This is a genomic window from Bhargavaea ullalensis (assembly GCF_042432615.1).
In the GTDB taxonomy this organism is placed as follows: Bacteria; Bacillota; Bacilli; order Bacillales_A; family Planococcaceae; genus Bhargavaea; species Bhargavaea ullalensis.
Window position 1 is genome coordinate 57,861 of the sequence record NZ_JBHLWY010000001.1, and the last position, 22,138, is coordinate 79,998.

General features: G+C 57.5%; 18 protein-coding genes and 1 pseudogene. 4 read left to right on the top strand and 15 right to left on the bottom strand.

Annotated elements, in window-relative coordinates; genetic code table 11:
- Window positions 1-23 precede the first annotated feature (23 nt).
- The 9 genes from ACFFIY_RS00235 to ACFFIY_RS00275 all read right to left on the bottom strand — a co-directional run bounded on the left by ACFFIY_RS00235 (window position 24) and on the right by ACFFIY_RS00275 (window position 9,667).
- Complete coding sequence (locus tag ACFFIY_RS00235; protein ID WP_354198034.1) at window positions 24-1,049, bottom strand: sensor histidine kinase; 1,026 nt, start codon at window positions 1,047-1,049, stop codon at window positions 24-26.
- Between the two features lie 575 nt (window positions 1,050-1,624).
- Window positions 1,625-2,302 carry a response regulator transcription factor gene (locus ACFFIY_RS00240; protein ID WP_354198036.1) on the bottom strand — a complete coding sequence of 226 codons (678 nt, stop codon included), beginning with the start codon at window positions 2,300-2,302 and terminating at the stop codon, window positions 1,625-1,627.
- 225 nt (window positions 2,303-2,527) lie between these two features.
- A complete protein-coding gene (gene srtD, locus ACFFIY_RS00245) occupies window positions 2,528-3,157 on the bottom strand; it encodes a class D sortase, LPxTATN-specific (protein ID WP_354198038.1) in 630 nt (209 codons plus the stop codon).
- A 66-nt stretch (window positions 3,158-3,223) separates the two neighbouring features.
- Window positions 3,224-5,158, bottom strand: a complete 1,935-nt coding sequence (locus ACFFIY_RS00250) for a hypothetical protein (RefSeq protein WP_376837124.1) — start codon at window positions 5,156-5,158, stop codon at window positions 3,224-3,226.
- A 462-nt stretch (window positions 5,159-5,620) separates the two neighbouring features.
- On the bottom strand, window positions 5,621-6,211 hold the full coding sequence (locus ACFFIY_RS00255; protein ID WP_354198748.1) for a PepSY domain-containing protein: 591 nt from the start codon (window positions 6,209-6,211) through the stop codon (window positions 5,621-5,623).
- Between the two features lie 116 nt (window positions 6,212-6,327).
- Window positions 6,328-6,672: a DUF6176 family protein gene (locus tag ACFFIY_RS00260; RefSeq protein WP_354198750.1), complete on the bottom strand. Its 345-nt coding sequence runs from the start codon at window positions 6,670-6,672 to the stop codon at window positions 6,328-6,330.
- A 21-nt stretch (window positions 6,673-6,693) separates the two neighbouring features.
- On the bottom strand, window positions 6,694-7,530 hold the full coding sequence (locus ACFFIY_RS00265; protein ID WP_354198752.1) for a PepSY domain-containing protein: 837 nt from the start codon (window positions 7,528-7,530) through the stop codon (window positions 6,694-6,696).
- 80 nt (window positions 7,531-7,610) lie between these two features.
- Window positions 7,611-8,963, bottom strand: coding sequence for a sensor histidine kinase (locus ACFFIY_RS00270; RefSeq protein ID WP_354198754.1), 1,353 nt, complete (start codon window positions 8,961-8,963; stop codon window positions 7,611-7,613).
- Window positions 8,960-9,667, bottom strand: coding sequence for a response regulator transcription factor (locus ACFFIY_RS00275; RefSeq protein ID WP_354198756.1), 708 nt, complete (start codon window positions 9,665-9,667; stop codon window positions 8,960-8,962). The genes ACFFIY_RS00270 and ACFFIY_RS00275 overlap by 4 nt, the downstream gene beginning before the upstream one ends.
- Before the next feature lie 172 nt (window positions 9,668-9,839).
- Here ACFFIY_RS00275 and ACFFIY_RS00280 point away from each other — a divergent pair, with 172 nt between their 5' ends.
- Both ACFFIY_RS00280 and ACFFIY_RS00285 read left to right on the top strand, forming a co-directional pair.
- On the top strand, window positions 9,840-10,574 hold the full coding sequence (locus tag ACFFIY_RS00280) for an MBL fold metallo-hydrolase (RefSeq protein WP_354198758.1): 735 nt from the start codon (window positions 9,840-9,842) through the stop codon (window positions 10,572-10,574).
- 452 nt (window positions 10,575-11,026) lie between these two features.
- Window positions 11,027-12,055 (top strand): nuclease-related domain-containing protein, encoded by a 1,029-nt coding sequence (locus ACFFIY_RS00285; RefSeq protein ID WP_354198759.1) that lies wholly within the window; start codon window positions 11,027-11,029, stop codon window positions 12,053-12,055.
- A 125-nt stretch (window positions 12,056-12,180) separates the two neighbouring features.
- On the opposite strand, the gene ACFFIY_RS00290 is transcribed toward ACFFIY_RS00285, so the two are convergent.
- The 6 genes and pseudogenes from ACFFIY_RS00290 to ACFFIY_RS00315 form a co-directional block, all read right to left on the bottom strand.
- On the bottom strand, window positions 12,181-13,719 hold the full coding sequence (locus tag ACFFIY_RS00290; protein WP_354198760.1) for an AbgT family transporter: 1,539 nt from the start codon (window positions 13,717-13,719) through the stop codon (window positions 12,181-12,183).
- 240 nt (window positions 13,720-13,959) lie between these two features.
- Complete coding sequence (locus ACFFIY_RS00295; protein WP_354198762.1) at window positions 13,960-15,009, bottom strand: M14 family zinc carboxypeptidase; 1,050 nt, start codon at window positions 15,007-15,009, stop codon at window positions 13,960-13,962.
- A 294-nt stretch (window positions 15,010-15,303) separates the two neighbouring features.
- Window positions 15,304-16,494: pseudogene (locus ACFFIY_RS00300) on the bottom strand (M14 family zinc carboxypeptidase).
- A 229-nt stretch (window positions 16,495-16,723) separates the two neighbouring features.
- Entirely contained in the window at window positions 16,724-17,554 is an 831-nt protein-coding gene (locus ACFFIY_RS00305; protein WP_354198764.1) for an undecaprenyl-diphosphate phosphatase, read from the bottom strand.
- Between the two features lie 6 nt (window positions 17,555-17,560).
- Entirely contained in the window at window positions 17,561-18,172 is a 612-nt protein-coding gene (locus tag ACFFIY_RS00310; RefSeq protein ID WP_354198766.1) for a DedA family protein, read from the bottom strand.
- A gap of 808 nt (window positions 18,173-18,980) precedes the next feature.
- Window positions 18,981-20,291, bottom strand: coding sequence for a DUF4139 domain-containing protein (locus ACFFIY_RS00315; protein ID WP_354198768.1), 1,311 nt, complete (start codon window positions 20,289-20,291; stop codon window positions 18,981-18,983).
- A 188-nt stretch (window positions 20,292-20,479) separates the two neighbouring features.
- Here ACFFIY_RS00315 and ACFFIY_RS00320 point away from each other — a divergent pair, with 188 nt between their 5' ends.
- Together ACFFIY_RS00320 and ACFFIY_RS00325 are read left to right on the top strand one after the other, a co-directional pair.
- Window positions 20,480-21,220 (top strand): metal ABC transporter ATP-binding protein, encoded by a 741-nt coding sequence (locus ACFFIY_RS00320; RefSeq protein WP_354198770.1) that lies wholly within the window; start codon window positions 20,480-20,482, stop codon window positions 21,218-21,220.
- Window positions 21,217-22,086: a metal ABC transporter permease gene (locus ACFFIY_RS00325; protein WP_354198772.1), complete on the top strand. Its 870-nt coding sequence runs from the start codon at window positions 21,217-21,219 to the stop codon at window positions 22,084-22,086. The genes ACFFIY_RS00320 and ACFFIY_RS00325 overlap by 4 nt, the downstream gene beginning before the upstream one ends.
- Window positions 22,087-22,138: the final 52 nt, after the last annotated feature.

A 22,138-nucleotide genomic window follows, 5' to 3' on the forward strand; every position in this document is an offset into this window, starting at 1 on the left:
GGCATACCGCGGACAGTCCCTCGTCAACTATGCAAAATCCGGTCGAACTCATTCTCCTTCGGAAACACTGCGGTCACCGCCGTCCCGCTTCCTTCCTTCGACACGACCCCCAACCCCATGCCGAGCCTCGAGCCGACGGCGTCTGCGAGATACAGGCCGAGACCGGTTGCGGCATTGTGAATCCGGCCGGTGCCGCCCGTGAATCCTTTCTCAAAGATCCGCGGAATGTCATGCGCCGGAATGCCCGGACCTTCGTCCTCAATCCGGAGCACCGCGCTTCCCCCTTCATCCTTTTCTGCGAAAATGCGGATCGTGCCGCCGGCCGGGCTGTATTTCACCGCATTCGTGAGAACCTGGCGAATGACAAACCGCGCCCACTTTACATCCGTGCGGACCATCACGTCTTCCCCCTCCAGCTCGACGGCAAGGTCCTTCTCCATGCACCACGCCGCAAGCTCCCTCACTTCCGGCGCCACAAGCGACCGCACGCCCGCCGTCTCAGGGATGAAATCAGACGCAAGCGTCGGCAGCCGGGAAATGTACAACTGGCGGTCGATCAGCAAGTGAATGCGCAGCCACTCCGCGGAAAGCGCCCGCATGCCCGGCTCCCCGCGGTGCTCATCGAGGAGAAGCTTCATCGCCGTCAGCGGCGCCTTCACCTCGTGAACCCACGCCGCCGTATAATCGGCTTCAATGAGCCGGCTTTCCCTCAAAGCCCCCAGTTCCCGCTTGTGCGCAAGCGATGCTTTTTGAAGAAGTTCCGCCGTGACGTCGTCAAGACCTGCGGGTCGTCCCCGCAGCAAATCCTCCCAGTCCGCCAGCGCCTCCTCTTCAAGAGAGCGGATTTCCTTCAAAAACCGGGTCTCCCGGCGGAACCGCCAGACAACGAACAGCAAAAGCGCCGCCAAGAGCAGCACGTTGAAATACAAAACCGCCCCCGTCGACACCGGCAGCCCACTGTCCAGGTAAAGAAGGAGATCCGCAAGGAAAAGTGCAACCAGATAAAATCCGATCCAGGGAGAGCGGGAGATTAGGAAGGATATGAACAAGGAAGTGGCCTCCTTTCAGGGGGGTGTGGGACGCAATGGGGCGTGAGTGAGTCGCTTTTGTGCGCGAGTGTGTCGCTTTGCCCGGCGAGTGAGACGCTATCGGGCGCGAGTATGTCGCTTTTGGCCGCGAGTGTGTCGCTTTGAGCCGCTAGTGATTGTGTCCGAAAAAATATGGGAACTTCATTAAATCACACAGAGAAACGAGGATTATTGCTCCACGAATCCACTTACTCTGGCAACGCGTTCACTCACTGAACCTATGATTCCACTCAACCCGGCAACGCGCTCACTCACGGGGCCTATGATTCCACTCAACCCGGCAACGCGCTCACTCATGAGGCCTATGATCCCACTCGCCCCGGGAGCACCAAGAACTCCATCAGTCGAAGAAAACCGCTCGCTTACCGCGGGCGCCGCCTTGAATGGTTACTCTCAGGCACGGGTCGTTCCTTCATCTTGCGAGTGAGACGCTATTGGTCGCGAGTGTGTCGCTTTTGCACCCGAGTGAGACGCTTTCGGCCGCGAGTGAGACGCAATTGCCCGCGAGTGAGTCGCATTTCGCCCTGCAGACTCTTTCACTCCGACGTCGCCATGTAGCCCATGCCTTTTTTCGTGACGATGGCGTCACCGAGACCGATTTCCTCGAGCTTGCCTCGGAGCCGGTTAATGTTGACGGTCAAGGTGTTGTCGTTCACGAACCGCTCGTCGTCCCATAATCTGCGGATCAGTTCATCGCGGGAGACGATCTCATTGCGGGCTTCCACGAGGACGGCGAGGATGAAGAATTCATTTTTGGTCAGGTCGATCTCTGTTCCATCCGACCGGATGACCCCGCGTTTCAAGTCCAGAACCGACCCGTTCCATTCGACGACATCCGGCTTTTCTTCGCCGTATGAGTAGGTCCGGCGCAGGATCGCCTGAATTTTGGCGAGCAGCACGTCGGCGTTGAACGGTTTTTGGATGAAGTCATCAGCACCCATGTTCATCGCCATCACCTGATCCATCGGATGGTCGCGCGAGGAAAGGAATACGATCGGCACATTCGAAACCGCCCGGATTTCCCGGCACCAGTGGAATCCGTCGAATGCCGGCAGCCCGATGTCGAGAATGACAAGGTGGGGCGCTGCGTCCGAAAAAGCGCCCATTACGTCATGGAAGTCATCCGGCCCTTTGACCGTCAGGCCCCACTGTCCGAGCTTTTCTTCCAGCGACCGGAAAATCGACTCATCGTCCTCCACCAAAAACACCGTCATTTCCACATTCGCCGCCCCCTTTTCCCCTCATTCTAACCGACAAAATAAAATATTTCTCGAAAAAGTGATTAGATTTCGGACAGCCGGGTAACATAACAGCAACCCCACTTCTCTATTTCCCCCTTTTAGAGAATGCAGGTATTTGGCCCACGGCATTTCGCCGAGGGCCCTTTTGTTTTCACGAGAAAACCCCCGGCCGCTGAGACCGGGGGTTCCTTTAGTTCTCTACCGCGGCACGGCATAAAAGATGAACCGCTCCGTCGCATGGGCCAGCGCATGGAACGGGTAGCATGTCGTGACGACAAGCTCCTCCTCGCCCGTCGGCCCGATCACGGTCAAATCGTCCGCCGACACGATGCGGGTGTGATGGATCCGGTATTCAAAATCGCCGTAAGGCATTCGGACGACGAACGTATCGCCGATGTCCAGCTCCCCGAACCGCGTGAACACGGTGTCCCGGTGTCCCGAAACGACGATCTGATCGCCCTGCCCCGGGTAGGCCGTCCGCGCTACGTGTCCCACCCCCATCGCCAGCGACTCCTCATCCGCCCCCTCCACAAGCGGCAACTCCTTATCGAGCTTGGGAACCACGAGCAGCCCAACCACCTCTCCATCGGCAGCCGTAAATTCGACCGCGGGAAGAGGATCCGCAGGCTCTCCGACCGAAGGGGCCGCCGCGGAAGAGAAACCGTCGGTGAGAAAATTCTCCTTGGCGATCGGATTCATTTCAGACAGCCGGGCATGCGCTTCATCCAGGGCCGCGTGCTGCTTCCTGACATGATCAACGTACGGCCAGGCCATCAAGAGAAGGAGCGCCACACCGGCAATCATAAGGAACAGGCCGGCCTGTCTCATCGGTTGCCCTCCTTTATACAGAGACAGAGTATGAAAGCGGGGACAGAGGTGTCCCCGCTTCCTGGATCAGGCTTGCTTCCGGTTGCGTCTGGCAATCGCGAACAGATATGCCCCGGCAAGGAATGTTCCGAGACCGATGAGCCCGAGGTCCAATCCTCCGACTGCCGTCTCCGGCAACATTTGAGTGCCAGCGCCGGTCGATCCGGCATTCGTCAGCGACCACGCTTGAACAATTTTCGCCGGCTTTGTGAACACTTCGCCCTTCACCTTGGTTGGAACAGAAACTTTTTCTGGTCCCGGCTTGGTTGGAGGGGTGCCGCTGCCGGTTCCCGGTGCAGGTGGTGTGTCGTCGTCAATAGGACTTGTCGGTGTTGGTGGTTCGGTTGGCTCTGTTGGTTCCATTGGCTCAGTTGGTTCGGTTGGCTCGGTTGGTTCGGTTGGTTCGATTGGCTCGGTTGGCTCGGTTGGCTCGGTTGGCTCGGTTGGCTCGGTTGGCTCGGTTGGTTCCGTTGGTTCGGTTGGTTCGGTTGGCTCGGTTGGCTCGGTTGGTTCGGTTGGCTCGGTTGGCTCGGTTGGCTCGGTTGGCTCGGTTGGTTCCGTTGGTTCGGTTGGTTCGGTTGGTTCAGTTGGTTCGGTTGGCTCGGTTGGTTCGGTTGGCTCGGTTGGTTCGGTTGGCTCGGTTGGCTCGGTTGGCTCGGTTGGCTCGGTTGGCTCGGTTGGTTCCGTTGGTTCGGTTGGTTCGGTTGGTTCAGTTGGTTCGGTTGGCTCGGTTGGTTCGGTTGGCTCAGTTGGGCCCGGATCTTTTGGATCGGTCGGTTTGCACGGGTACTTTCCTTTATGCCCCTTGCCCCATTTGCCCTTACCTTTTTTCACATGGTTCTCTCTGTCACATTTCTTTCCTTTTTTCTTGTCACCCTTGTGCTTGTCATGTCCCTTATCACCTTTACCATGGCCTGGCTCCTTGTCACCATGGCCCGGGTTCTTATCCCCGTGGCCTGGATACTTACCGTCGTGGCCCGGGTTCTTGCCGCTGTGGCCCGGTTGCTTGCCGCCGTGCCCTGGATTCTTGTCACCCTTGCCCGGATATTTGTTGCCTTTTCCTGGTTGTTTGTGTCCCTTTCCTAGTTTTCCATCATCCTTGTCAGGATTTTCATTTCCATTGTCCGGATTTTCGTTGCCATTGCCAGACCCTTCGTCGCCATTTCCGTGATCCGGATTCGGCTTTCCATGGTCTGGTTTGCCTTGTCCCTTTCCACTATTACCATGACCCAGTTTATTCTGGCCCTTGCCACCTTTTCCGTGGCTTGATTTACTATGGCCGTTGTTCGGATTCTGATTTCCCTTTTCCGGATTTTGTTTGTCTGACCCTTGGCCCGGGTCCTTGCCTCCAGATCCGGATCCAGGGTTCGCATTCCCTACGTTACTGTCTCCATTATTCCCACTTCCGTTGCCGCCCTTATTATTGCCGTTGTGATTGCCATTTCCTCTTCCATTATTTCCGGAACCATTATTACCTTTGTTATTTCCTTTATCATTATTCTTATTTCCGTTACCCTTTTTTCCTTTGTTTCCTTCTGGGCTTTTTCCGTTGTTCTTGTTTCCATTTATGCCACCAGGAACTTTTCCGTTGTCCTTGTTTTGGGCTCCTTGACTTACCGGTTTGCTCTTGCTTTCATCGTTTCCGGCCCCTCCTCCCGATACAGTGGATGGAGGTTTTTTCTCTTCTTTATTTACACCGTAACTTTGGCTTTCCGGTTGGGTTTGGATCATTGGCTGAGTTGTCTGTTGTGTAATTGTTTCACTCGATTGGCTGGCTGCCGGTGCCGTTTCAGGGTCGGATGCTTGATTCAGATTGTTGCTGTCATCTGCGGCAAGGGTGATGTTCGGAATGGTTCCCATTGCGAGAATAAAAGCAAAGCCAGAAGCGGCGATAATCCGTTTCAGCCTTGGTTTGACTGAGGCAGGACGATTGACCGGTTTCTTCTTCCGAATCCGTTTCAATGAGATCCCCACTTTCAATTTTTATGAAGGACATGGTGACCGGCCGACTTCAACCCGTTCGACAATGAAACTCGATCTGAATCAAGCCTCCCCCTTTCGATATAAAAAATTGAACGCGACCATTCCTCCCCCGTTTCGCAATCAAAACGATGCAGAAGATTGGTCTGAAAGACTCAATTCTTGTTAATGCGGCTTTGGGAATCGGTCGCTTCCTCCCTATGTCTTTAACCCTAATATAAAACTTTAAACCTAATAATCTGAATAATTAATTACAATTCATTCTTTTAAACTGATTCTTTTATATCGTTTTCACAATCATTAATAGGTAATTGGTTACCGAACACATGTTCCAACTCAAAAAAAGCAACCTCCACATTCGGGGCTGCTTTTCTGGCAATGGGCAATGAAGTTCCGGTCGATGGGCAATCATCACGTTTTCCTTCTATTTATGCCGTTGCAAGCTCAGTCTTCTTGTTCCTTTTCAAAACTGACCACGTTGCCGGATTTCGCGTCGATGTCGACTTCAAATTCAAACGTTCCGTCAGAAAGTTCAAGTTCGTAGACCGGATACCGGTCGTCGTCATCCAGTTCCACTTCCAGCACACGCACACTCTCGCCTGCTTTTTCCCGGGCGATGCGGATTGCTTCGTCCTGTGTGATCAAACCGGCGATATCAGGTTGACCTTCTTTGAAATGATCATCGTCGTCCCGATCATCCCGTCCATCGTCATCACGTTCCAGTTTCAGCACTTCACCATTGACTGCATCAATATCGACGTCAACTTCGCCTTGATCCGTCAGCAGTTCAATCTCATACATGCGGTCGCCCCGGTCGAACTCAAGCTCGCGGATCTCTCCGCCTCCTGCCGCTTCTATCGCGATATCCTTCGCTTCGTCGGCGGAAATCCAATCGGCGGATGTCTGCATCACTTTCGCCTGCGCCGAGTCGACAAGTGCCAGTTCGCCCAGTTCTGTGTTGCTCGCCGCGAACGCCAACCCTCCGATGGCAAGCGCGCCTGCCGCAACCGGTGCCGCAATCCATCTTTTCCTCATTCGAATCTCCTCCTGTTCGGTGTTGATCCCACTATATCCGGTCAGGATGAGACGACGGTGAGGCACAGATTAGAAATTGCTGAGAGCCACAAAAAAAGGAGCGCACGGCGCGCCCCTTACTTCATCATTCCGCGGATCCGGTCCGGGATCATGACGACTTCGGTTTTCAAGTCGACCGGTCTGAAATCGGGATCGATGCACTCGTCCCAGTATTCAAGGTGTTTCTTGTCGATCCAGTGGCCGGATTGTTCCACTTCCAGGCCGCCTTCTCCCTGAACGGAATACCAGTACAAATACTCTTCTCCGTTCAGCTGTTCGCGGAAGATGGTTTCCACCCACATTTTCTCTCCTTCGAGTGTGACGAGCACATCGCTCATGTGCTCATTCAGGAATCGGAGCCATTCGTCGACGACCGCCGACTTGCCGGGCTTCACCCGGAATCTCGTCAATTCCACGTTCAAGATGATTTCCCCCTTTCCCCCTCAGTCATCCCACACGACAGACATCACGCGGCCGGTGATGGCGTGGACCTGGACTTCGGCATCCATGTCGCCGGCTTCGATCTCGACGATGTAATAGCCGCCGTCATTCGAGTCTTCATAGTCGACATCATCCAGCTCGCCGCGGACTTCGCGGAGCGCGATGGCGGCCGCTTCGTTTTCGGTGAGCCGGGCCGTCTTGTCGGGCTGGTTTGTGTTGCTTTGATTGCCGCGGTTGCCTGCCTGGCTGTTTCCTTTGTTTCCTTGATGGCCATTGTGATTCGGGTTTGGGTTCTGCTTGTTTTGATCTTGATTTGCACTCGGTTTTGGTGCGGCCGGCTTTTCCGTGGCCACCGGTTGCTCTGCCGGTTCTGCAGGTGCTTTGTCGGTGACTTCTTCCTTTGTGATGTCGCCGGTGGACGCGTCGATTTCAACGTCCGTTATATGGGTGTCTTTTTCCACTTTGGCTGAATAAATTCCGTCTTTCAATGTGAGCCCGGCCGGTTCTGCGCCGTAGCGTTCTGCGAGCTTCGCCTTGATGTCTCCTTCGGAAATCAATTCTGCGTTGCCGGTCTTTTCAAGCGAAATGATGGCCCCGTCGTTGGAGTCGACAATGGCAAGGAATTCGCCGTCAATGCGCGAGAGCTGGACCCGGTAGACACTGCCGTCCTGCTGGATGTCTTTCACCTCGCCGCCATACATGCTGATGATTTTGTCTTTGACGTCAGTCGCCGCGAGCGCTTCCTCTCCGCCGCGAAAAGCGGTGAGCGCCACGATGATGAGAATGATGACGGCCGCTGCCCCGAGCCCCGCCGGCAGCAGCCATTTCGGTTTCGCCATGCCGATCTCCTCCTTCTTGCCTTCCATCATACAGGGGGAAGATTAGAAATTGCTGAGTGACGGGCACGAACCGTCCCCCGTCACGCACTCCCGCGCTCTTTCGGCAGGCTCAGGCGGAAGACGGTGCCCATGCCGACGACGCTTTCGACGGTGATGTCCGCACCGATTCCATTTGAAATTTCCTTTGCCAGGGCGAGGCCGAGGCCGGTCCCGCCGGTTTTCCGGTTGCGGTCGGTGCCGACACGGTAAAACCGGTCGAACAGATGCGGCCGGGCTTCCTCGGGAATGCCGGGGCCGTAGTCGGCGACGGAGAGGCACACGCGCCCGTCTTCTTCATCGAGCGTCACTTTCACCGGACCGTCGCTGTATTTGCGCGCGTTGTCCAGCAGGATGAACAGCAGCTGCTTGAGCTTTTCCGGATCCGTCTCGGCCAGTGCGTGTTCCGGCCCTTCCACGGAGAAGTCCCGGCCATACGCCTGGCGCATCGGCCGGACGGCTTCTTCAGCAAGTGCCCGCACGTCGGCCTGCTCAAATTTATACGAATCGGGCTTGTCCGACCGCGCGAGATCCAGGAGCTGCTGGGTGAGCATCTTCATGCGGACCGCTTCGCCGAGCATCGCATCGACGGCTTCATTCGCCACTGCCTCATCGCCGAAACCGCGCCGTTTGAGCAGGCGCGCGTAGCTTTCCAGGACGGTGATCGGCGTTTTTAATTCGTGGGAGGCGTCGGAGACGAAGCGTTCCTGCTTTTCGTAGCTGCGGCCGAGCCGCTCCATCATATCGTTGTAGGCGAGCGTCATTTCATACAGCTCGTCCCGGCCGTCCGGCTCGTCGATCTTTTCGTAAGTCGCGTCTTCCCGGTTGGCGCGCATCGTCCGGGTGAGCCTGCCGATCGGCTGGGTGACGATCCGGCCGAGTGCAACGCTCGAGGCGAACACCGGAATCATCGCCGCGGCAGCGATGCCGATCAGGATCCAGCGCAGCGTCGACAGATTATGCTCAATGTCGCCTGACAGCTGCGTAACGTGGATCGACGCGACGCCGCCCGCCGGATCGATGTACGGCAGCGTCACGGTGAGCGCCTTCGTGCCGTCGACTTTCGTTACCGTGTACGGTTTGTCCGGATCCGTTTTCGGCTTGAATTTCCTCACGCGTTTGTCGGTGTCGCTGAAAATCGGATTCTCTCCGTTTTCCCAGGTCACTTGGATGGCTCCCGTCGGGGGAGTGTACGCCCGGACGACTTCCGGGCGGGCGTCGGACGGTCCGAGTTCATTCAGCATCACCATCAGCTCCTCCCCCCGCGCCCGCAGCTGTTCGGCCTGCCGGTCATACGTCATATGTGCAAACAGGAAGTAAATCCCCGTGCTCACCGCCGCGAGAATGATGAACATGAGCAGCGTCGTGAACACATGGATCCGGGTTTTCAGCTTCATTTCGTGCTTTCCTTCATCACGTAGCCGACGCCGCGCACCGTGTGGATGAGCCCGTCGCCGATTTTCTTGCGCACGTAGCGGACGTATACATCGACGACATTCGTGTCGCCGTAATAGTCGAAGCCCCATACCGCATCAAGCAGCTGCGCGCGCTCAAACACCTGGTTCGGGTGCTTGAGGAAATGAAGCAGCAGGTCATACTCGCGCGGCGTGAGCTCGATCTCCCGGCCGTCGCGGTTGACTTCGCGTGTATGCTCATCGAGCGTCACCCCGCCGAACGAATGGACATGGTCCGGCTGCCCGTTGCCGCCGGCCGCCCCGCCGTTTCCGTTCAGCGCCTTCGCCGTCCGAAGCACCGCACGGATCCGGGCGAGCAGCTCCTCGATCTCAAACGGCTTTGTCACATAATCATTCGCCCCGAGATCGAGCCCCGCGACCTTGTCCTCGACCTCCGTCTTCGCCGTCAGCAAAATGACCGGCGCCGCGGGATCGGTCGCCCGGATGCGCCGCAGCACATCGAGTCCCGACAGCCCCGGCAGCATGAGATCGAGCAGCACGAGATCCCAGCCGCCCTCGCGGAACCGGATGAGCCCCTCATCCCCCGCATGCGCGACGCCCGCCTCATACCCCTCAAACTCCAGCTCGAGCTGCAGCACACGCGCGATATTCTCTTCATCTTCCACAATCAAAATCCGTTCAGCCATTGTCCCGAACCTCCTCGTTCCTTCTTTTCTACTATTTCTGCGGCCGGGCGGTCACCCGGGGACGAGAGGGCTTTTTGGGAAGACGTGCCGCGGATCGGCTTAACCGGACGGGCTGCGTAGGACGGGGTGTTCGGTGGTAGACTGAGAGTATCAAGGTTTGGGAGGGGATTGTATGAAGGTGATTCCGGTGGGAATTTGGGGCGGTTATCCGAAGGCGGAGTCGGCGACGTCGTCGTTTTTGATTGAGCATGACGGGTTTACGGTGCTGTTCGACTGTGGGAGCGGGGTGCTGTCGCAGGTGCAGCGGTATGTGACGCTCGATGAGATCGATGCGGTGGTGGTGAGTCATTATCATGCGGATCACGTGGCGGATATCGGGAGCCTGCAGTATCATCATCTGATTTCGTACTATACGGGGAAGCCGCTCCGGAAGCTGGAGATTTACGGGCACGACCGGGATGCCGAGGGGTTTGCGGCCTTGTCGTACAAAGAAGTTACCGAGGGTCGGGCGGTTTCGCCGGGTGAGGTGTATGAAATCGGGCCGTTTTCGGTGACGTTCGCGGAGACGGTGCATCCGGTGTATTGTCTCGCCGCACGGTTTGAGGCGGACGGCAAGTCGGTCGTGTTCACCGCGGACTCGGAGTTTTTCGAGGGGCTCGCCCGGTTTGCGGCGGGTGCGGATCTGCTGGTGAGCGAGGCGAATCTGTATGAGGAATACAAAGGGAAGTCGCCGGGGCATATGGCCGGCAGCGAGGCGGGCGAACTGGCGCGGCTCGCGGGGGCGAAGCGGCTGCTGCTGACGCATCTGCCGCAGGACGGCGATGTGCAGGTGATCCGCGCCGCCGCCATGGAAGCGTTCGGCGACAGCACAGAACTTGCGGAACCCGGGGGTGTGGTGGAGGTTTGATGGAGAGCGAGGGGCGTCCGGCTATCACGGACGTCCTTTTCGTGTTGAGGAAGCCGGCTCCCCGTTCGTGAGTTGTTCGCGGGAACGGCTGTGTTTAGCTGAGTCGAATGATTGAGGGCTTGAGTCGAACGATTCACCCCGCGAGTCGAATGATTAACTCTCTGAGTCGAACGATTCGGGCTCCGAGTCGAATGATTTCAAAACGGGGGTGCGGGATGGGGGATTGACCGTTTTTTAAATTAAACCAGACCGGGACTTAATGCTTATTTATTCGACAAACGCCGTTTCAGCCGATGCCAAATTTGAAATTCAACATCTCTTTTTCCGTTATTGACCGAGTTATCCACAGGCACTAATTTTCCGCTTTCCCTCCTTCTTCTCCGGCTTGATGCGACATGCTATGGTGGAGTCAAACTACTGGAGAGCAGGTGGGGGCTGTTAAAAGTCAGTCGATGGCAAAGCTGATCGTTTACTGCAATGAGCGCATCATTACTCGCTTCAAGGGAACCGCGGCAAAAAGAAAAGAGCTGGAAAAACAGCTCCACAACCGAAAGGCCGGCCTGGCCGGAGAAGAAAAATTACTACGGACGATCCTGTCCACCGGATTGCCGGCCGGCAGTGAAGTTCTATGGGATGTGAGTCTCCCCCTGCCGTTTGGCGCACTTATCCAGCTCGATGCAATTGTCCTTTTGCCTGCGGGGGTCTTTGTGTTTGAGGCCAAGCAGATTGGCGGCAGGCTGCGCTTCACCCAAGGACCGGCCGAGCTTCAGAAATGGGAAAACGGGATAATCGTCCAGTCGGTGGACTGTCCCGCTGCCCAGTTCCAGGATCAGCAGGAAAGCCTGGAAGTCTGGCTTGGTCTGCAACAAAAACAAGCTAAAGTTGGCGGATCCGTTGTGTTGACTGCGAATCCCACGGTCGAATATATTCCATCCGGTCTTCCTGTGATCCGGCTGCGTGAACTTCGAAGCCTGCTTCGCAGTTATCAGCGCCAACCTTCGATCTGGACATCGGATAATATCCAAAACCTTGCAGACGCCATCCGTCAGCAACACCTCCCGTTCCTGCCCTTTCCTTTTTGCGACTTCGTACAGGTCCCTCGAGAAGATATTTTCTGGGGGCCCATTTGCACTTGCTCAACCGCACTCGACCGGGTCAGCGAACGACTGTGGGACTGCCTTGTCTGCGGTCCGTCCAGCCAGGTTCCTTACGCCACGACCCTCTTGGATTGGTTTCTTCTCGGAGGAAGAGTCATTTACCCCCGCCAATTCCGCGAACTCTTCCAGCTAAGCAGTTCCAGCAGCTCCCACCGGATCCTCACGTCCCTCGGCTTAACGCAAGTCGGACAAGGGAGGACAACCTGCTATGTCCTTGATTATTCAAACGTTTTTTATTTCATCCGACAATTATCTTTGCTTTTTCCGGATAGCCGGTTGCCCTCTTCTTCAGCCGGACTGGTTTCCGGCGAGTCGAACGATTAGGGGCTTCAGTCGAACGATTCCATCTCCGAGTCGAATGATTTCGTCTGCCGGCCAGTCGGACGATGGGGCACGCTTCCTGTCCACGCCCACGAAAAAACCCCGCCTCAGCGGGGTTTTTCCTGTGGTTAATTTCCGTTATAGTAGATCGGTGCATCAGGTCCGAGCGGCAAACCGAGGAGCATCCAGATGATGAGGACGGCGCTCCAGACGCCGAGGAAGACCATCGAGTACGGGAACATCGTGGAAACGAGTGTGCCGATGCCCATTTTCTTATCATACTTCTGGGCGAAGGCGATGATGATCGCGAAGTAGGTCATGAGCGGCGAGATGATGTTCGTCGACGAATCGGCGATGCGGTACGCCATTTGCGTGAGTTCCGGCGAGTACCCGAGCTGCATCATGATCGGGACGAAGATCGGCGCCATCATCGCCCACTTGGCGGAGGCGCTGCCGATGAACAGGTTGATGAACGCGGCGATCAGGATGAACAGGAGGACGAGCGGAATGCCGGTGAGCTTGATGCTCTGCAGGAATTCAGCGCCGTACACGCCGAGGACGAGGCCCATGCCCGACTCGGCAAAGTAGGCGACAAATTGGGCGGCGGTGAAGCTGAGCACGATGAACATGCCCATCGACGCCATCGTCTTGCCCATCATTTCCGCGACATCTTTGTCATTTCGGATCGCTTTCGTCACTTTTCCGTATACGAGTCCAGGGATGAAGAACAGGATCGCGATGATCGGAACGAGCGAGCTCATGAACGGCGAGCGGATGATCGGCATGTCGCCTTCATCTCCGCGCAGCGGTGCGCCGGGAATCAGGACGAGGAGCAGCATGAGGCCGAGTGCGACCACGACCGAGATGACCGCCCAGAGGATGCCCTTTTTCTCGACAGGCGTGAGCTTCTCCATTCTTTCGCGGAACTCGCCCTTGTATTCGCCGAGGCGCGGCTCGATGATCTTTTCAGTCACCCAGGCACCTGCGAAGGTCAGGACAAAGACGGAGATGGCGATGAAGTAATAGTTCATCGCGATGTTCATGCCGCCCGCATAGGCAGGGTCGATGATGTCCGCGCCGAGGATCGTCAGCTCGCCGAGGAGTGCATCGGTCCCGGACAGCAGCAGGTTCGCGCTGAACCCTCCGGACACCCCGGCGAACGCTGCGGCGAGACCCGCGAGCGGATGCCGGCCGAGCGCGGCGAAGATGACCGCCCCGAGCGGAGGCAGCACGACATATCCCGCATCGGATGCAACGGACGACATGACGCCCGCGAACACGAGGCCGAGCGTGATGAGCCGCTTCGGCACCGACATGACGAACCCGCGGAGCACAGCCGAAATGAGGCCGGACCCTTCCGCCACCCCGATGCCGAGCATCGTCAGAAGCACGACGCCGAGCGGTGCGAAGCCGATGAAGTTGTCGGTCATGCTCGTGAATATGTAGTGGATTCCCTCTTTATTTAGGAGGTTCTTCACCTCGATCATTTCACCCGGCTTGCCCGGATGCTCCACCGAAATGCCGAATGACGAAACAATCGCCGAAAGGACCAGCACGAGAAGTGCGAGGCCGGCGAAAAGCGTCACCGGGTGCGGGAGCTTGTTGCCCGCCGTTTCTATGGTGTCGAGGAACTTTTGGAAAAACCCCTTTTTCTTTGTCGTTTCCATGTTTTCTCCTTTCTTAGATGACAATAAATATTCAGTCATTGAAGTGCCTCGTACAGGCACTTCGAGTAGTATATCGGACAGTCCGACTGAAATGAAGGCGTTTTCCCGAAGTCCCAATCGGGAGAATGCGGTGAATGTTTGGAAGAGGGTAAAGCTGGGTTCAGTTGGCGAAAATGGAAGCTCATAACCTAAAAAAGGAAGCATCCCCGCCCAGGCGGCCGGATGCTTCCTTCACTTTCATTATTCCTCGGATTGCCGGCTCGTCTGCGTCGGCAGGTCGTCCCAGAAAGAGGTGTCCTTTGAATGGATGGATCCGTCGGCGATTGCCCGCGTGGTGGACTCAAGCGTGGTGACGGTCTGTTTGATCAAGTAGCCGTTGCTCTTCTGGCCGAGCACATAAGACGGATATTCATGGTCGGCCATGCCCCTCATCTCAAAAAGAATCGTGGATATGCCGTATTCCACAGCGATTCCGTTGCGGCTGATCGTCTCTGCGGATCCGCCCGGATATTTGCCGATATGGCCCCAGCCCTTCTTGCTGATGGCGTCATAGACGACGGCCCCGAGTTGCTTGGACCCGGCCAACACATCATCGCTCACGTTCGGAGTCGTCGGATACAGGATGGAGCCGGACACGAGCTCGCCGTCCACTTCGCTGTTCGGCCCTTGGTGATGAAGGTCAATCATGTAATCGATGTCATAAGCAGACAGCACATTGTCATGGAGCGCCTTCGTTTCCGGCTGGATCCGCGTGACATGATCGCGGTTCAGGTCCACGCCGTTTGCATTGTAGCGCGTCAGGTGGTGGTCGCCGGAAGCCACATAATCATCGAGCGAAAAGTTCACATCCCCCGCGGCTCCGTCCGGATTCAGCCGCGGCACGATGAGGATGTTCACGTTGTCCGTCACGCCCTTCATCTTGCCGGTGCCGAGGCTCTTGATGAAGTCCAGCGCCCCTTCCGTCGTCAGCGCCTCATTCCCGTGCTGCTGGGTGAGGAAAAGAATCGTCGGATTGTCCGGATTCTTCATGTACTTCACGAGGAACAGATCGCGCCCCTTCATCGACTGGCCGATCACTTCCAGCTGCATGTCCTTCTGCTTGGCCTCCTGCTTTCTCAGGAAAGCCGCCATTTCGCTGTGGCTCGTCAGAATCGACGTGTTGATCGTTTCATTGCCACCGTAACCCGGCCCGTTGCCGACCGCCTCCGTCTGCATCGGCGCTACCTGCGTCGCCCCGAGCGTCAGCGCCCCCGCGATTGCCATCGTCATCATCGTCTTCTTCAATTCCATTCCCCCTTCATGTTCGGTTCTACATCTATCGTACCGGTTCAAAGGAAGCGCTTCCATATGCCGGACGACCGAAAAGCGCCGTTTCCGCAAGGGCCTTTCGCCGCGGTCCGCACCGCCCGGTCAGGGACTTTCCCCCCGGCCGGGAAGAAGAGCCGTGATACCCGTTGACGGACGGGCTGGTTCCGACCGTTGCGATTTCGGTCGTAACACGAAAAACGCACCCAGGAAATTTTTTTCCGGGTACGTTTTGTCTACAGACTGACCCCGCACAACGCGAGGGTTCTTTGAAGCCGATCAGTCAGCCGGCTGGTAGGCAGTGAGCGGAATGTCTTCGTATGCTTCGGGATCCAGCCCATAGACCGAGTCATCCGCAACCGCATCGATGATTCCGGTGAGGCCGCGTTCGACCGCCTTCACGAGCTGGCCCTTTTTCTTCTGGCCGAACGACTGCGTCTGACCCGTCACTTCGAACAACACCGTCCCGCTGCCGTTGAGCGCGTAGCTTCCGAGTGCCGTCCCCGGCAGGTCAAGCCCCTGCGAATAAAGCGTGATGTTGTTGAAGATCGAGTTGCCGACCGATTGCAGTGCATCATATGCCGCCACGTTCAGCTGGCGGGAGAAGTCATAATTGTACTTGTCCGCGTACTGTGCATACTTGGCGCCTTCAGGAGAAGACGGATCCGGCACGAAATTGCCCGAAAGCGACAGGGTGACTTCGTCCGATGTGCCGTCCACGTAGTAGAGACCCTGGTGATGCAGATCGATGAACACATCGACCTTTCCGAACTCGTCCGTGAGCGACTTGTATACGTCTCTTGACGTCTGCGCTTCAGGCGTGATGAACCAGCCCGGCGATGCGGAGTTGCCCGGGAAGTCCTGCGGCTGCGGGACATAGTTCAGGTCGGGGTTGAAGTCCCGGTTCACGTCAAAGCCCGGATTTTTCCCGTAGTCGTACATTTGCTGGATGCCGCGGTCCAGGTAATTCCACGAAGGCCGCGCTCCTGCCAGCTGCGGGAAGTCTTCCACCACTTCCGCCCATGTCATCGTGTTGCGCCGCTTGTCCCCTTCGGAAGCGTCCGGGTTCATCATCGGCATGAAGACGAACGTCACTTCTTCCCGGAGCGCCCTGGCCTAAGGCGAATTCCCGGATACGGTCTTGAGGACATTCAGGATGGCCTCGGTACCGGTTTTCTCATTGCCGTGGATTTCACTCTGGATCAAAATCACTTTGTCCCCCGAGCCGACACGGACCGTGTAAATATCCCGCCCCTGATTGGACTGCCCCGCCACCTCGAGCGCCACAAGCCCCTTGCTGCTCTTGGCAATCTGTTGGAGCTTCTTCGTCATCTCGGCATAGTCCGTAAAACCGGAGATCGAAAAGTCATGGTGCGACTCTTCTTTCGCCAATGCTTCCCCCGGCACGGCCGGTACCAAAAGTCCTGCACAAAGCGCGAGCGCCCCTACTCTTCCAGCCCACTTCTTCATTCCCCCCACACCCCTCTGATTTAATTGGCTTTCTTGGATAGATTATCAGTGGGATGAACATTAAACAATAGAGTTTTGAATATTCAGTAACCTAGTCGGATAAGTTTAACGGGCAGGTGCGTCATTTGGTTTAAGAGACGGATTGATTCGTAGGCCGAAGTACATACACAGGGACTGAGGCGGCTCTTCTGCCTCAAAAAAACCCCGCAATTGGCGGGGTTTCACTAATTTAAAACACGACCCATGCCAGCACCGCCGCGAGGACGAGGCGGTAGATGGCGAACGGGGTGAGTTTGATTTTATCGATGAGCTTGAGGAAGAACTTGATCGAGATGAGCGCGAAGATGAACGCGCTCACGAAGCCGATGATGTAGAACGGCAGGTGCGCTGCGGTCATTTCATCGAAGTTCTTCATCACGGAGACGAGGCTCGCGCCGGCCATAATCGGAACGGCCATGATGAATGTGAAGTCGGCGGCCGTTTTGTGGTTGAGGCCGAACAGGACACCGCCGGAAATCGTGGCGCCGGAGCGCGAGAAGCCGGGCCAGAGCGAGAGGCACTGGACGAGTCCGATCGCAAGCGCCTGGCGGTACGTGATCTGGTCGAGCGAAGTGATGCGCGGTTTTTTCGGACCGAGCTTATCGGCCGCAATCATGAGGATCGCACCGGCGACAAGCGCCCAGATAACGGTTTTCACGCTGAACAGGTGGTCATCGATGAAGTCCTTGAACGCAAATCCGATAATGACGGCAGGCAGCATGCCGATGATGACGTGCAGCAGGTTGAACCGCTCGCTCATCTTGCCGTCCGTCACGTCGCCCTGGTACAGGCCGATCAAGCTGAACAGCCGTTTCCAGAACACGACGACGACCGCCAAAATCGATCCGAGCTGGACGACGATCTTGAATGTATTTGCCGAGTACTTGCCGAGGAATTCTTCGGTTCTCAGCCACATGTCGTCGACGATGATCATGTGCCCGGTCGACGACACCGGCGCGAATTCGGTCATGCCCTCGACAAAGCCGAGGATGAGTGCTTTGATCAAATCAAATAATTCCATATAAAGTTAAGCCCGCTTTCTTCGGAAGTTAAAATACGAGAGGACGGCGGCGGCCAGGAGGAGTCCGAGGACCGAGTAGGCAACGGCGGAATACATGTCCATGTACCGGACGATGGCCTGCCAGTTTTCCCCGACCGCGGCGCCGAGCGACACAAGAACCGTGTTCCAGAGCAGGCTGCCCGCGGACGTCAGGACGACAAACGGAACGAGTGGCATCCGCGACATCCCGGCCGGCAGCGAAATCAGGCTGCGGACGAGCGGCACGAGCCTGCAGAAAAACACCGTCCAGTGCCCGTGCCGGTCAAACCATGCATCCGCCCGCTCAATATCCGCGCGCGTCAGCCGGAGCACGCCGCCCCAGCGGTCGACAAGCCCGCCGATCCGGTCGGCGTCAAACACCCGGCCGATCCCGTAAAGCACGAGTGCGCCTGCGACAGAACCCAGCGTCGCCGCGCCGATCACCATCGGTTTCGTCAGCGGACCTGCCGCCGCGAGAAATCCGCCGAACGTCAAAATGACCTCCGACGGAATCGGCGGAAACACATTCTCCGCCAAGATCAGCAGAAACACGCCCGCATACCCGAACTCCGCCATGAACTGCACGATCCAGCTTTCCATCCGGTCCCTCCGATTTTCTACCCACAGTTTACTAGATGCCCGCTGCGGGCGCAATCCGACTTTCGGGAATAAAAGCCGTGCCCACCCGCTCTTTGGGGCCCGCGCTGATCGGGCCGCATTCCCGCCCGGTTAACAAGACGACGACGCATCGGAAAGGTTCAGCCCCGGGGCGGTTCTTTTCCGACTTCTCTCCGGGCAGCTTCGATCCCGACATTCGCAGGGCGTATCCCGACATTCACGAAGCGTATCCCGACATTCGGCGCCTCTATCCCGACATTCACCTCGGCGCGGCTTCGATCCCGACATTCAACCGCATGATCCCGACTTTCGCAGGGCGTATCCCGACATTCGGCGCCTCTATCCCGACATTCACCTCGGCGCGGCTCCTATCCCGACATTCAACCGCGCGATCCCGACTTTCGCGGAGCGTATCCCGACATTCGGAGCCGCTATCCCGACATTCACCTCGGCGCGGCTCCGATCCCGACATTCAACCGTGCGATCCCGACTTTCGCAGGGCGTATCCCGACATTTGGCGCCGCTATCCCGACATTCACCTCGGCGCGGTTCCTATCCCGACATTCAACCGCGCGATCCCGACTTTCGCGGAGCGCATCCCGACATTCGGCGCCTCTATCCCGACATTCACCACGGCGCGGCTTCGATCCCGACATTCACCACGGGGCGGCTTCGATCCCGACATTCAACCGTGCGATCCCGACTTTCACAGGGTGTATCCCGACATTCAACCGCGCGATCCCGACTTTCGCGGAGCGTATCCCGACATTCGGCGCCGCTATCCCGACATTCACCCGCTCACCCCGCCCGTCGCTCCTCGATCAAGACGGATCTTGAACAGGACGGTGGCCGTTCCCCCGGCTTTCACTTCCGCCGTGATCCTCACTTCGTCGAATCGCCGCTCCGCGGGGAAGTTCGATTCGACGAGTTCCCAGTCCCGCACGTGGACGGCATGCCGGATCAATACCTCGACGTCACTCTGCTTGGCGTTGCGGATCTCATAGACGTATGTTTCTTCCACATACCGTCCCGTCACCTTGGAGTCAGCAAGCCCCGAATCGATCGTGATGTCGAATGCCCGGCCGGCGATCACGCGGACCGTTTCATCCTTGGCCGTGTTCTCGATCCGGTCTTCGCCGATAAACTCGGCCGGACCGCCAGCCGCCCGGCGGTACATCCAGACCCGGCCTTCGGGCAACGGGACTCCGAGGCCGTTTTCTTCGCTGTTGCGGAACACGAGCACCACGTCCGGTTTCTCTGCCCGGTAAGTCGCCTCGTAGATGATTTTTCCGTGCACCCGCTCCGCCTCCATCAGCCCGATCTGCTTGGTCTGCCCCTCGTTCAGCGTCACTTTAAACGGAACCGGATACAGATGATAGTCGGCAAATGCTTCGGGTTCCGGCAGTCCCTTGGATTGGACCGCCGCTCCGTACGCCATCCGCGGAACGGGCCCGCTTGCGGTGCGGCGGACGCTTCCCGCCACCGCGCTCAGCGTCACTTCTTCAAAGGACCTGCCCGATTCATTCGTCACCGCCATCCGGCCGGTCAGGCTGAACGTCTCTTCCGCGCCCGCTTCAGGCGGCAGCAACATCACATATTCGGCTTCCCACGTCAGGCCGTCCGTCAGATAACTCACCCGCACCAGTCCGCTTTCCTCCCCGTCCGACAGTGCCTGCCAGACGAGAGACGGCTGCTGGGCAAGTCCGCCGGGCAGTTTCGGCAGCCGGAGTTCACCCTCCGGATCCACCACTAGTTCACCCGACACCGTGTCTTCCAGGACGAGTCCGTTTTGTGCACTCAACAGGCGCAGCCGCCGAATAACACCTGTTTTCCGGTCGGCCACCGTCACTTCCCGGCCGATGTACTTCTCCAGTAATTTATTCTTGTCCGCGAGGTCGTATTCATAGCTTATCCAGCGGATCTCCGCACCCTCGACGAGCACCGACTCCGCCTCGATCCGCGGCGCCACGCCGAGATACCGGAACACCCCGTCTTCGGGAAAGGAAGGCAGCCTCCGCTCTTCCCGCACGAGCGCAAAGCCGCCGCTGTACACCGTCAATGACTGTGAAACGAGAGAATCCACTCCAATATCTGCCGGCATGAACATCTCCTCCTGTCTTGTTGCTTGATTGTACCACGCAGAGATCTGGTCCCTTTCTTCGACTTTTCCGAAATTCCGCCTACCGAAGGGTTTACTTTCCCGGTCAACGGGGATAAAATAGATTAAAAGTTGCGCAAGGGAAACTTATTGACCATTCCACATATACTAGTCTGAAAAAAGGTGATGACATGGATTTAGCATTGGATGTGAACGATCTGCGCGTGTCGTATGACGGCAAGGAAGTGCTCCGGGACGTCAGCTTCTCGGCACCGCACGGCCGGATGACGGGCATCATCGGCCCGAACGGCGCAGGAAAATCAACACTCATGAAAGCGGTGCTCGGTCTGCTTCACACCGACCGGGGCACCGTCCGGTTTGACGGAAAGCCGCTCAAGGAAATGCGGAAGCGGATTGCCTACGTCCCGCAGAGAAGCTCGATCGACTGGGATTTTCCGATCAATGTGCGGGACACCGTGCTGCTCGGGTCTTATCCGTCGCTCGGACTCATCCGCCGGCCGGGCAAAGCGGAAAAGGAGGAGGCGCTCCAAAGCCTCCGGAAAGTCGGCATGGAAGAATTCGCGAACCGGCAGATCGGCCAGCTGTCGGGCGGCCAGCAGCAGCGGGTGTTCCTCGCCCGCGCGCTGCTTCAGCATGCGGACCTGCTGTTTCTCGATGAGCCGTTTGTCGGCGTCGACGCTTCAAGCGAAGAAGTCATCATCGGGCTGCTGAAAGAACTGCGCGACAGCGGCAAAAGCATCTTTGTCGTCCACCATGACCTGTCGAAGGCCGTTGCTTACTTTGACGACCTTCTGCTGCTGAACGGCGAAGTGATCGCCTACGGACCGGCGAATGAAGTGCTCCGGCCCGTTCATATGGAGCAGGCTTACGGAACATTCGGCGGACTCATCGCGGGAGGCGGCGGCCTATGAGCGGATTCATCACAGACATCCTCAACTACGGATTCCTCCAGAAGGCGATGTTCACATCGGTGATGGTCGGCATCATCTGCGGTGTCATCGGCTGCTTTATCGTGCTTCGCGGCATGTCGCTCATGGGCGACGCCATCTCCCACGCCGTACTGCCGGGCGTCGCGATCTCCTACATGCTCGGCGTGAACTACTTCTACGGCGCGGTCGTCGCAGGCGTGCTCACGTCGGTCGGCATCGGATTCGTCTCGGAGAAAAGCCGCATTAAGAACGACTCGGCGATCGGCATCATCTTCTCCGCGTTCTTTGCCCTCGGGATCATCCTCATGGCAAAGGCGGCGAGCAGCGTCGACTTGACGAGCATCTTGTTTGGGAACGTGCTTGCCGTGCGCTCCGCCGACATGTGGACGACGCTCGTCATCGGGGCGATCGTGCTCATCACGGTCATCGTTTTCTATAAAGAACTGCTCGTCACGACGTTCGACCCGACGCTCGCCGCAACATTCGGCCTGCCGAACCGGCTCATCCACTACGCGATCATGGTGCTGCTCACGCTCGTCACGGTCGCCTCGCTCCGCACGGTCGGCATCATCCTCGTCGTCGCGATGCTCATCACACCGGCGTCAACCGCCTACCTGCTCACCGACCGGCTGCCGGTCATGATCGGCCTGTCCGCTCTTTTCGGCGCACTTTCGGCGGTGATCGGGCTGTACGTCAGCTTCAACTACAACCTGTCTTCGGGTGCGGTCATCGTGCTCGCCGCGACCGCCCTCTTCCTGCTCGCCCTGTTCTTCTCGCCGAAGCAGGGACTGCTCTGGCGGAGCATGCGCACTTCGAAAAACCGCAAGGCGGCGCGAAACGGTGACTGATTTTATTGGAAGAAAAGCTGCGGGATCCGTGGCGGGAACAAACGGCGCAGCG

What these genes read in the sequence shown, in the direction of transcription:
- ACFFIY_RS00240 (WP_354198036.1), bottom strand. Translation starts at nt 2,302, where the DNA reads ATGACGGTGTTTTTGGTGGAGGACGATGAGTCGATTTTCCGGTCGCTG.
- srtD (WP_354198038.1), bottom strand. Translation starts at nt 3,157, where the DNA reads ATGAGACAGGCCGGCCTGTTCCTTATGATTGCCGGTGTGGCGCTCCTT.
- ACFFIY_RS00255 (WP_354198748.1), bottom strand. Translation starts at nt 6,211, where the DNA reads ATGAGGAAAAGATGGATTGCGGCACCGGTTGCGGCAGGCGCGCTTGCC.
- ACFFIY_RS00265 (WP_354198752.1), bottom strand. Translation starts at nt 7,530, where the DNA reads ATGGCGAAACCGAAATGGCTGCTGCCGGCGGGGCTCGGGGCAGCGGCC.
- ACFFIY_RS00270 (WP_354198754.1), bottom strand. Translation starts at nt 8,963, where the DNA reads ATGAAGCTGAAAACCCGGATCCATGTGTTCACGACGCTGCTCATGTTC.
- ACFFIY_RS00275 (WP_354198756.1), bottom strand. Translation starts at nt 9,667, where the DNA reads ATGGCTGAACGGATTTTGATTGTGGAAGATGAAGAGAATATCGCGCGT.
- ACFFIY_RS00280 (WP_354198758.1), top strand. Translation starts at nt 9,840, where the DNA reads ATGAAGGTGATTCCGGTGGGAATTTGGGGCGGTTATCCGAAGGCGGAG.
- ACFFIY_RS00285 (WP_354198759.1), top strand. Translation starts at nt 11,027, where the DNA reads ATGGCAAAGCTGATCGTTTACTGCAATGAGCGCATCATTACTCGCTTC.
- ACFFIY_RS00290 (WP_354198760.1), bottom strand. Translation starts at nt 13,719, where the DNA reads ATGGAAACGACAAAGAAAAAGGGGTTTTTCCAAAAGTTCCTCGACACC.
- ACFFIY_RS00295 (WP_354198762.1), bottom strand. Translation starts at nt 15,009, where the DNA reads ATGGAATTGAAGAAGACGATGATGACGATGGCAATCGCGGGGGCGCTG.
- ACFFIY_RS00305 (WP_354198764.1), bottom strand. Translation starts at nt 17,554, where the DNA reads ATGGAATTATTTGATTTGATCAAAGCACTCATCCTCGGCTTTGTCGAG.
- ACFFIY_RS00310 (WP_354198766.1), bottom strand. Translation starts at nt 18,172, where the DNA reads ATGGAAAGCTGGATCGTGCAGTTCATGGCGGAGTTCGGGTATGCGGGC.
- ACFFIY_RS00315 (WP_354198768.1), bottom strand. Translation starts at nt 20,291, where the DNA reads ATGCCGGCAGATATTGGAGTGGATTCTCTCGTTTCACAGTCATTGACG.
- ACFFIY_RS00320 (WP_354198770.1), top strand. Translation starts at nt 20,480, where the DNA reads ATGGATTTAGCATTGGATGTGAACGATCTGCGCGTGTCGTATGACGGC.
- ACFFIY_RS00325 (WP_354198772.1), top strand. Translation starts at nt 21,217, where the DNA reads ATGAGCGGATTCATCACAGACATCCTCAACTACGGATTCCTCCAGAAG.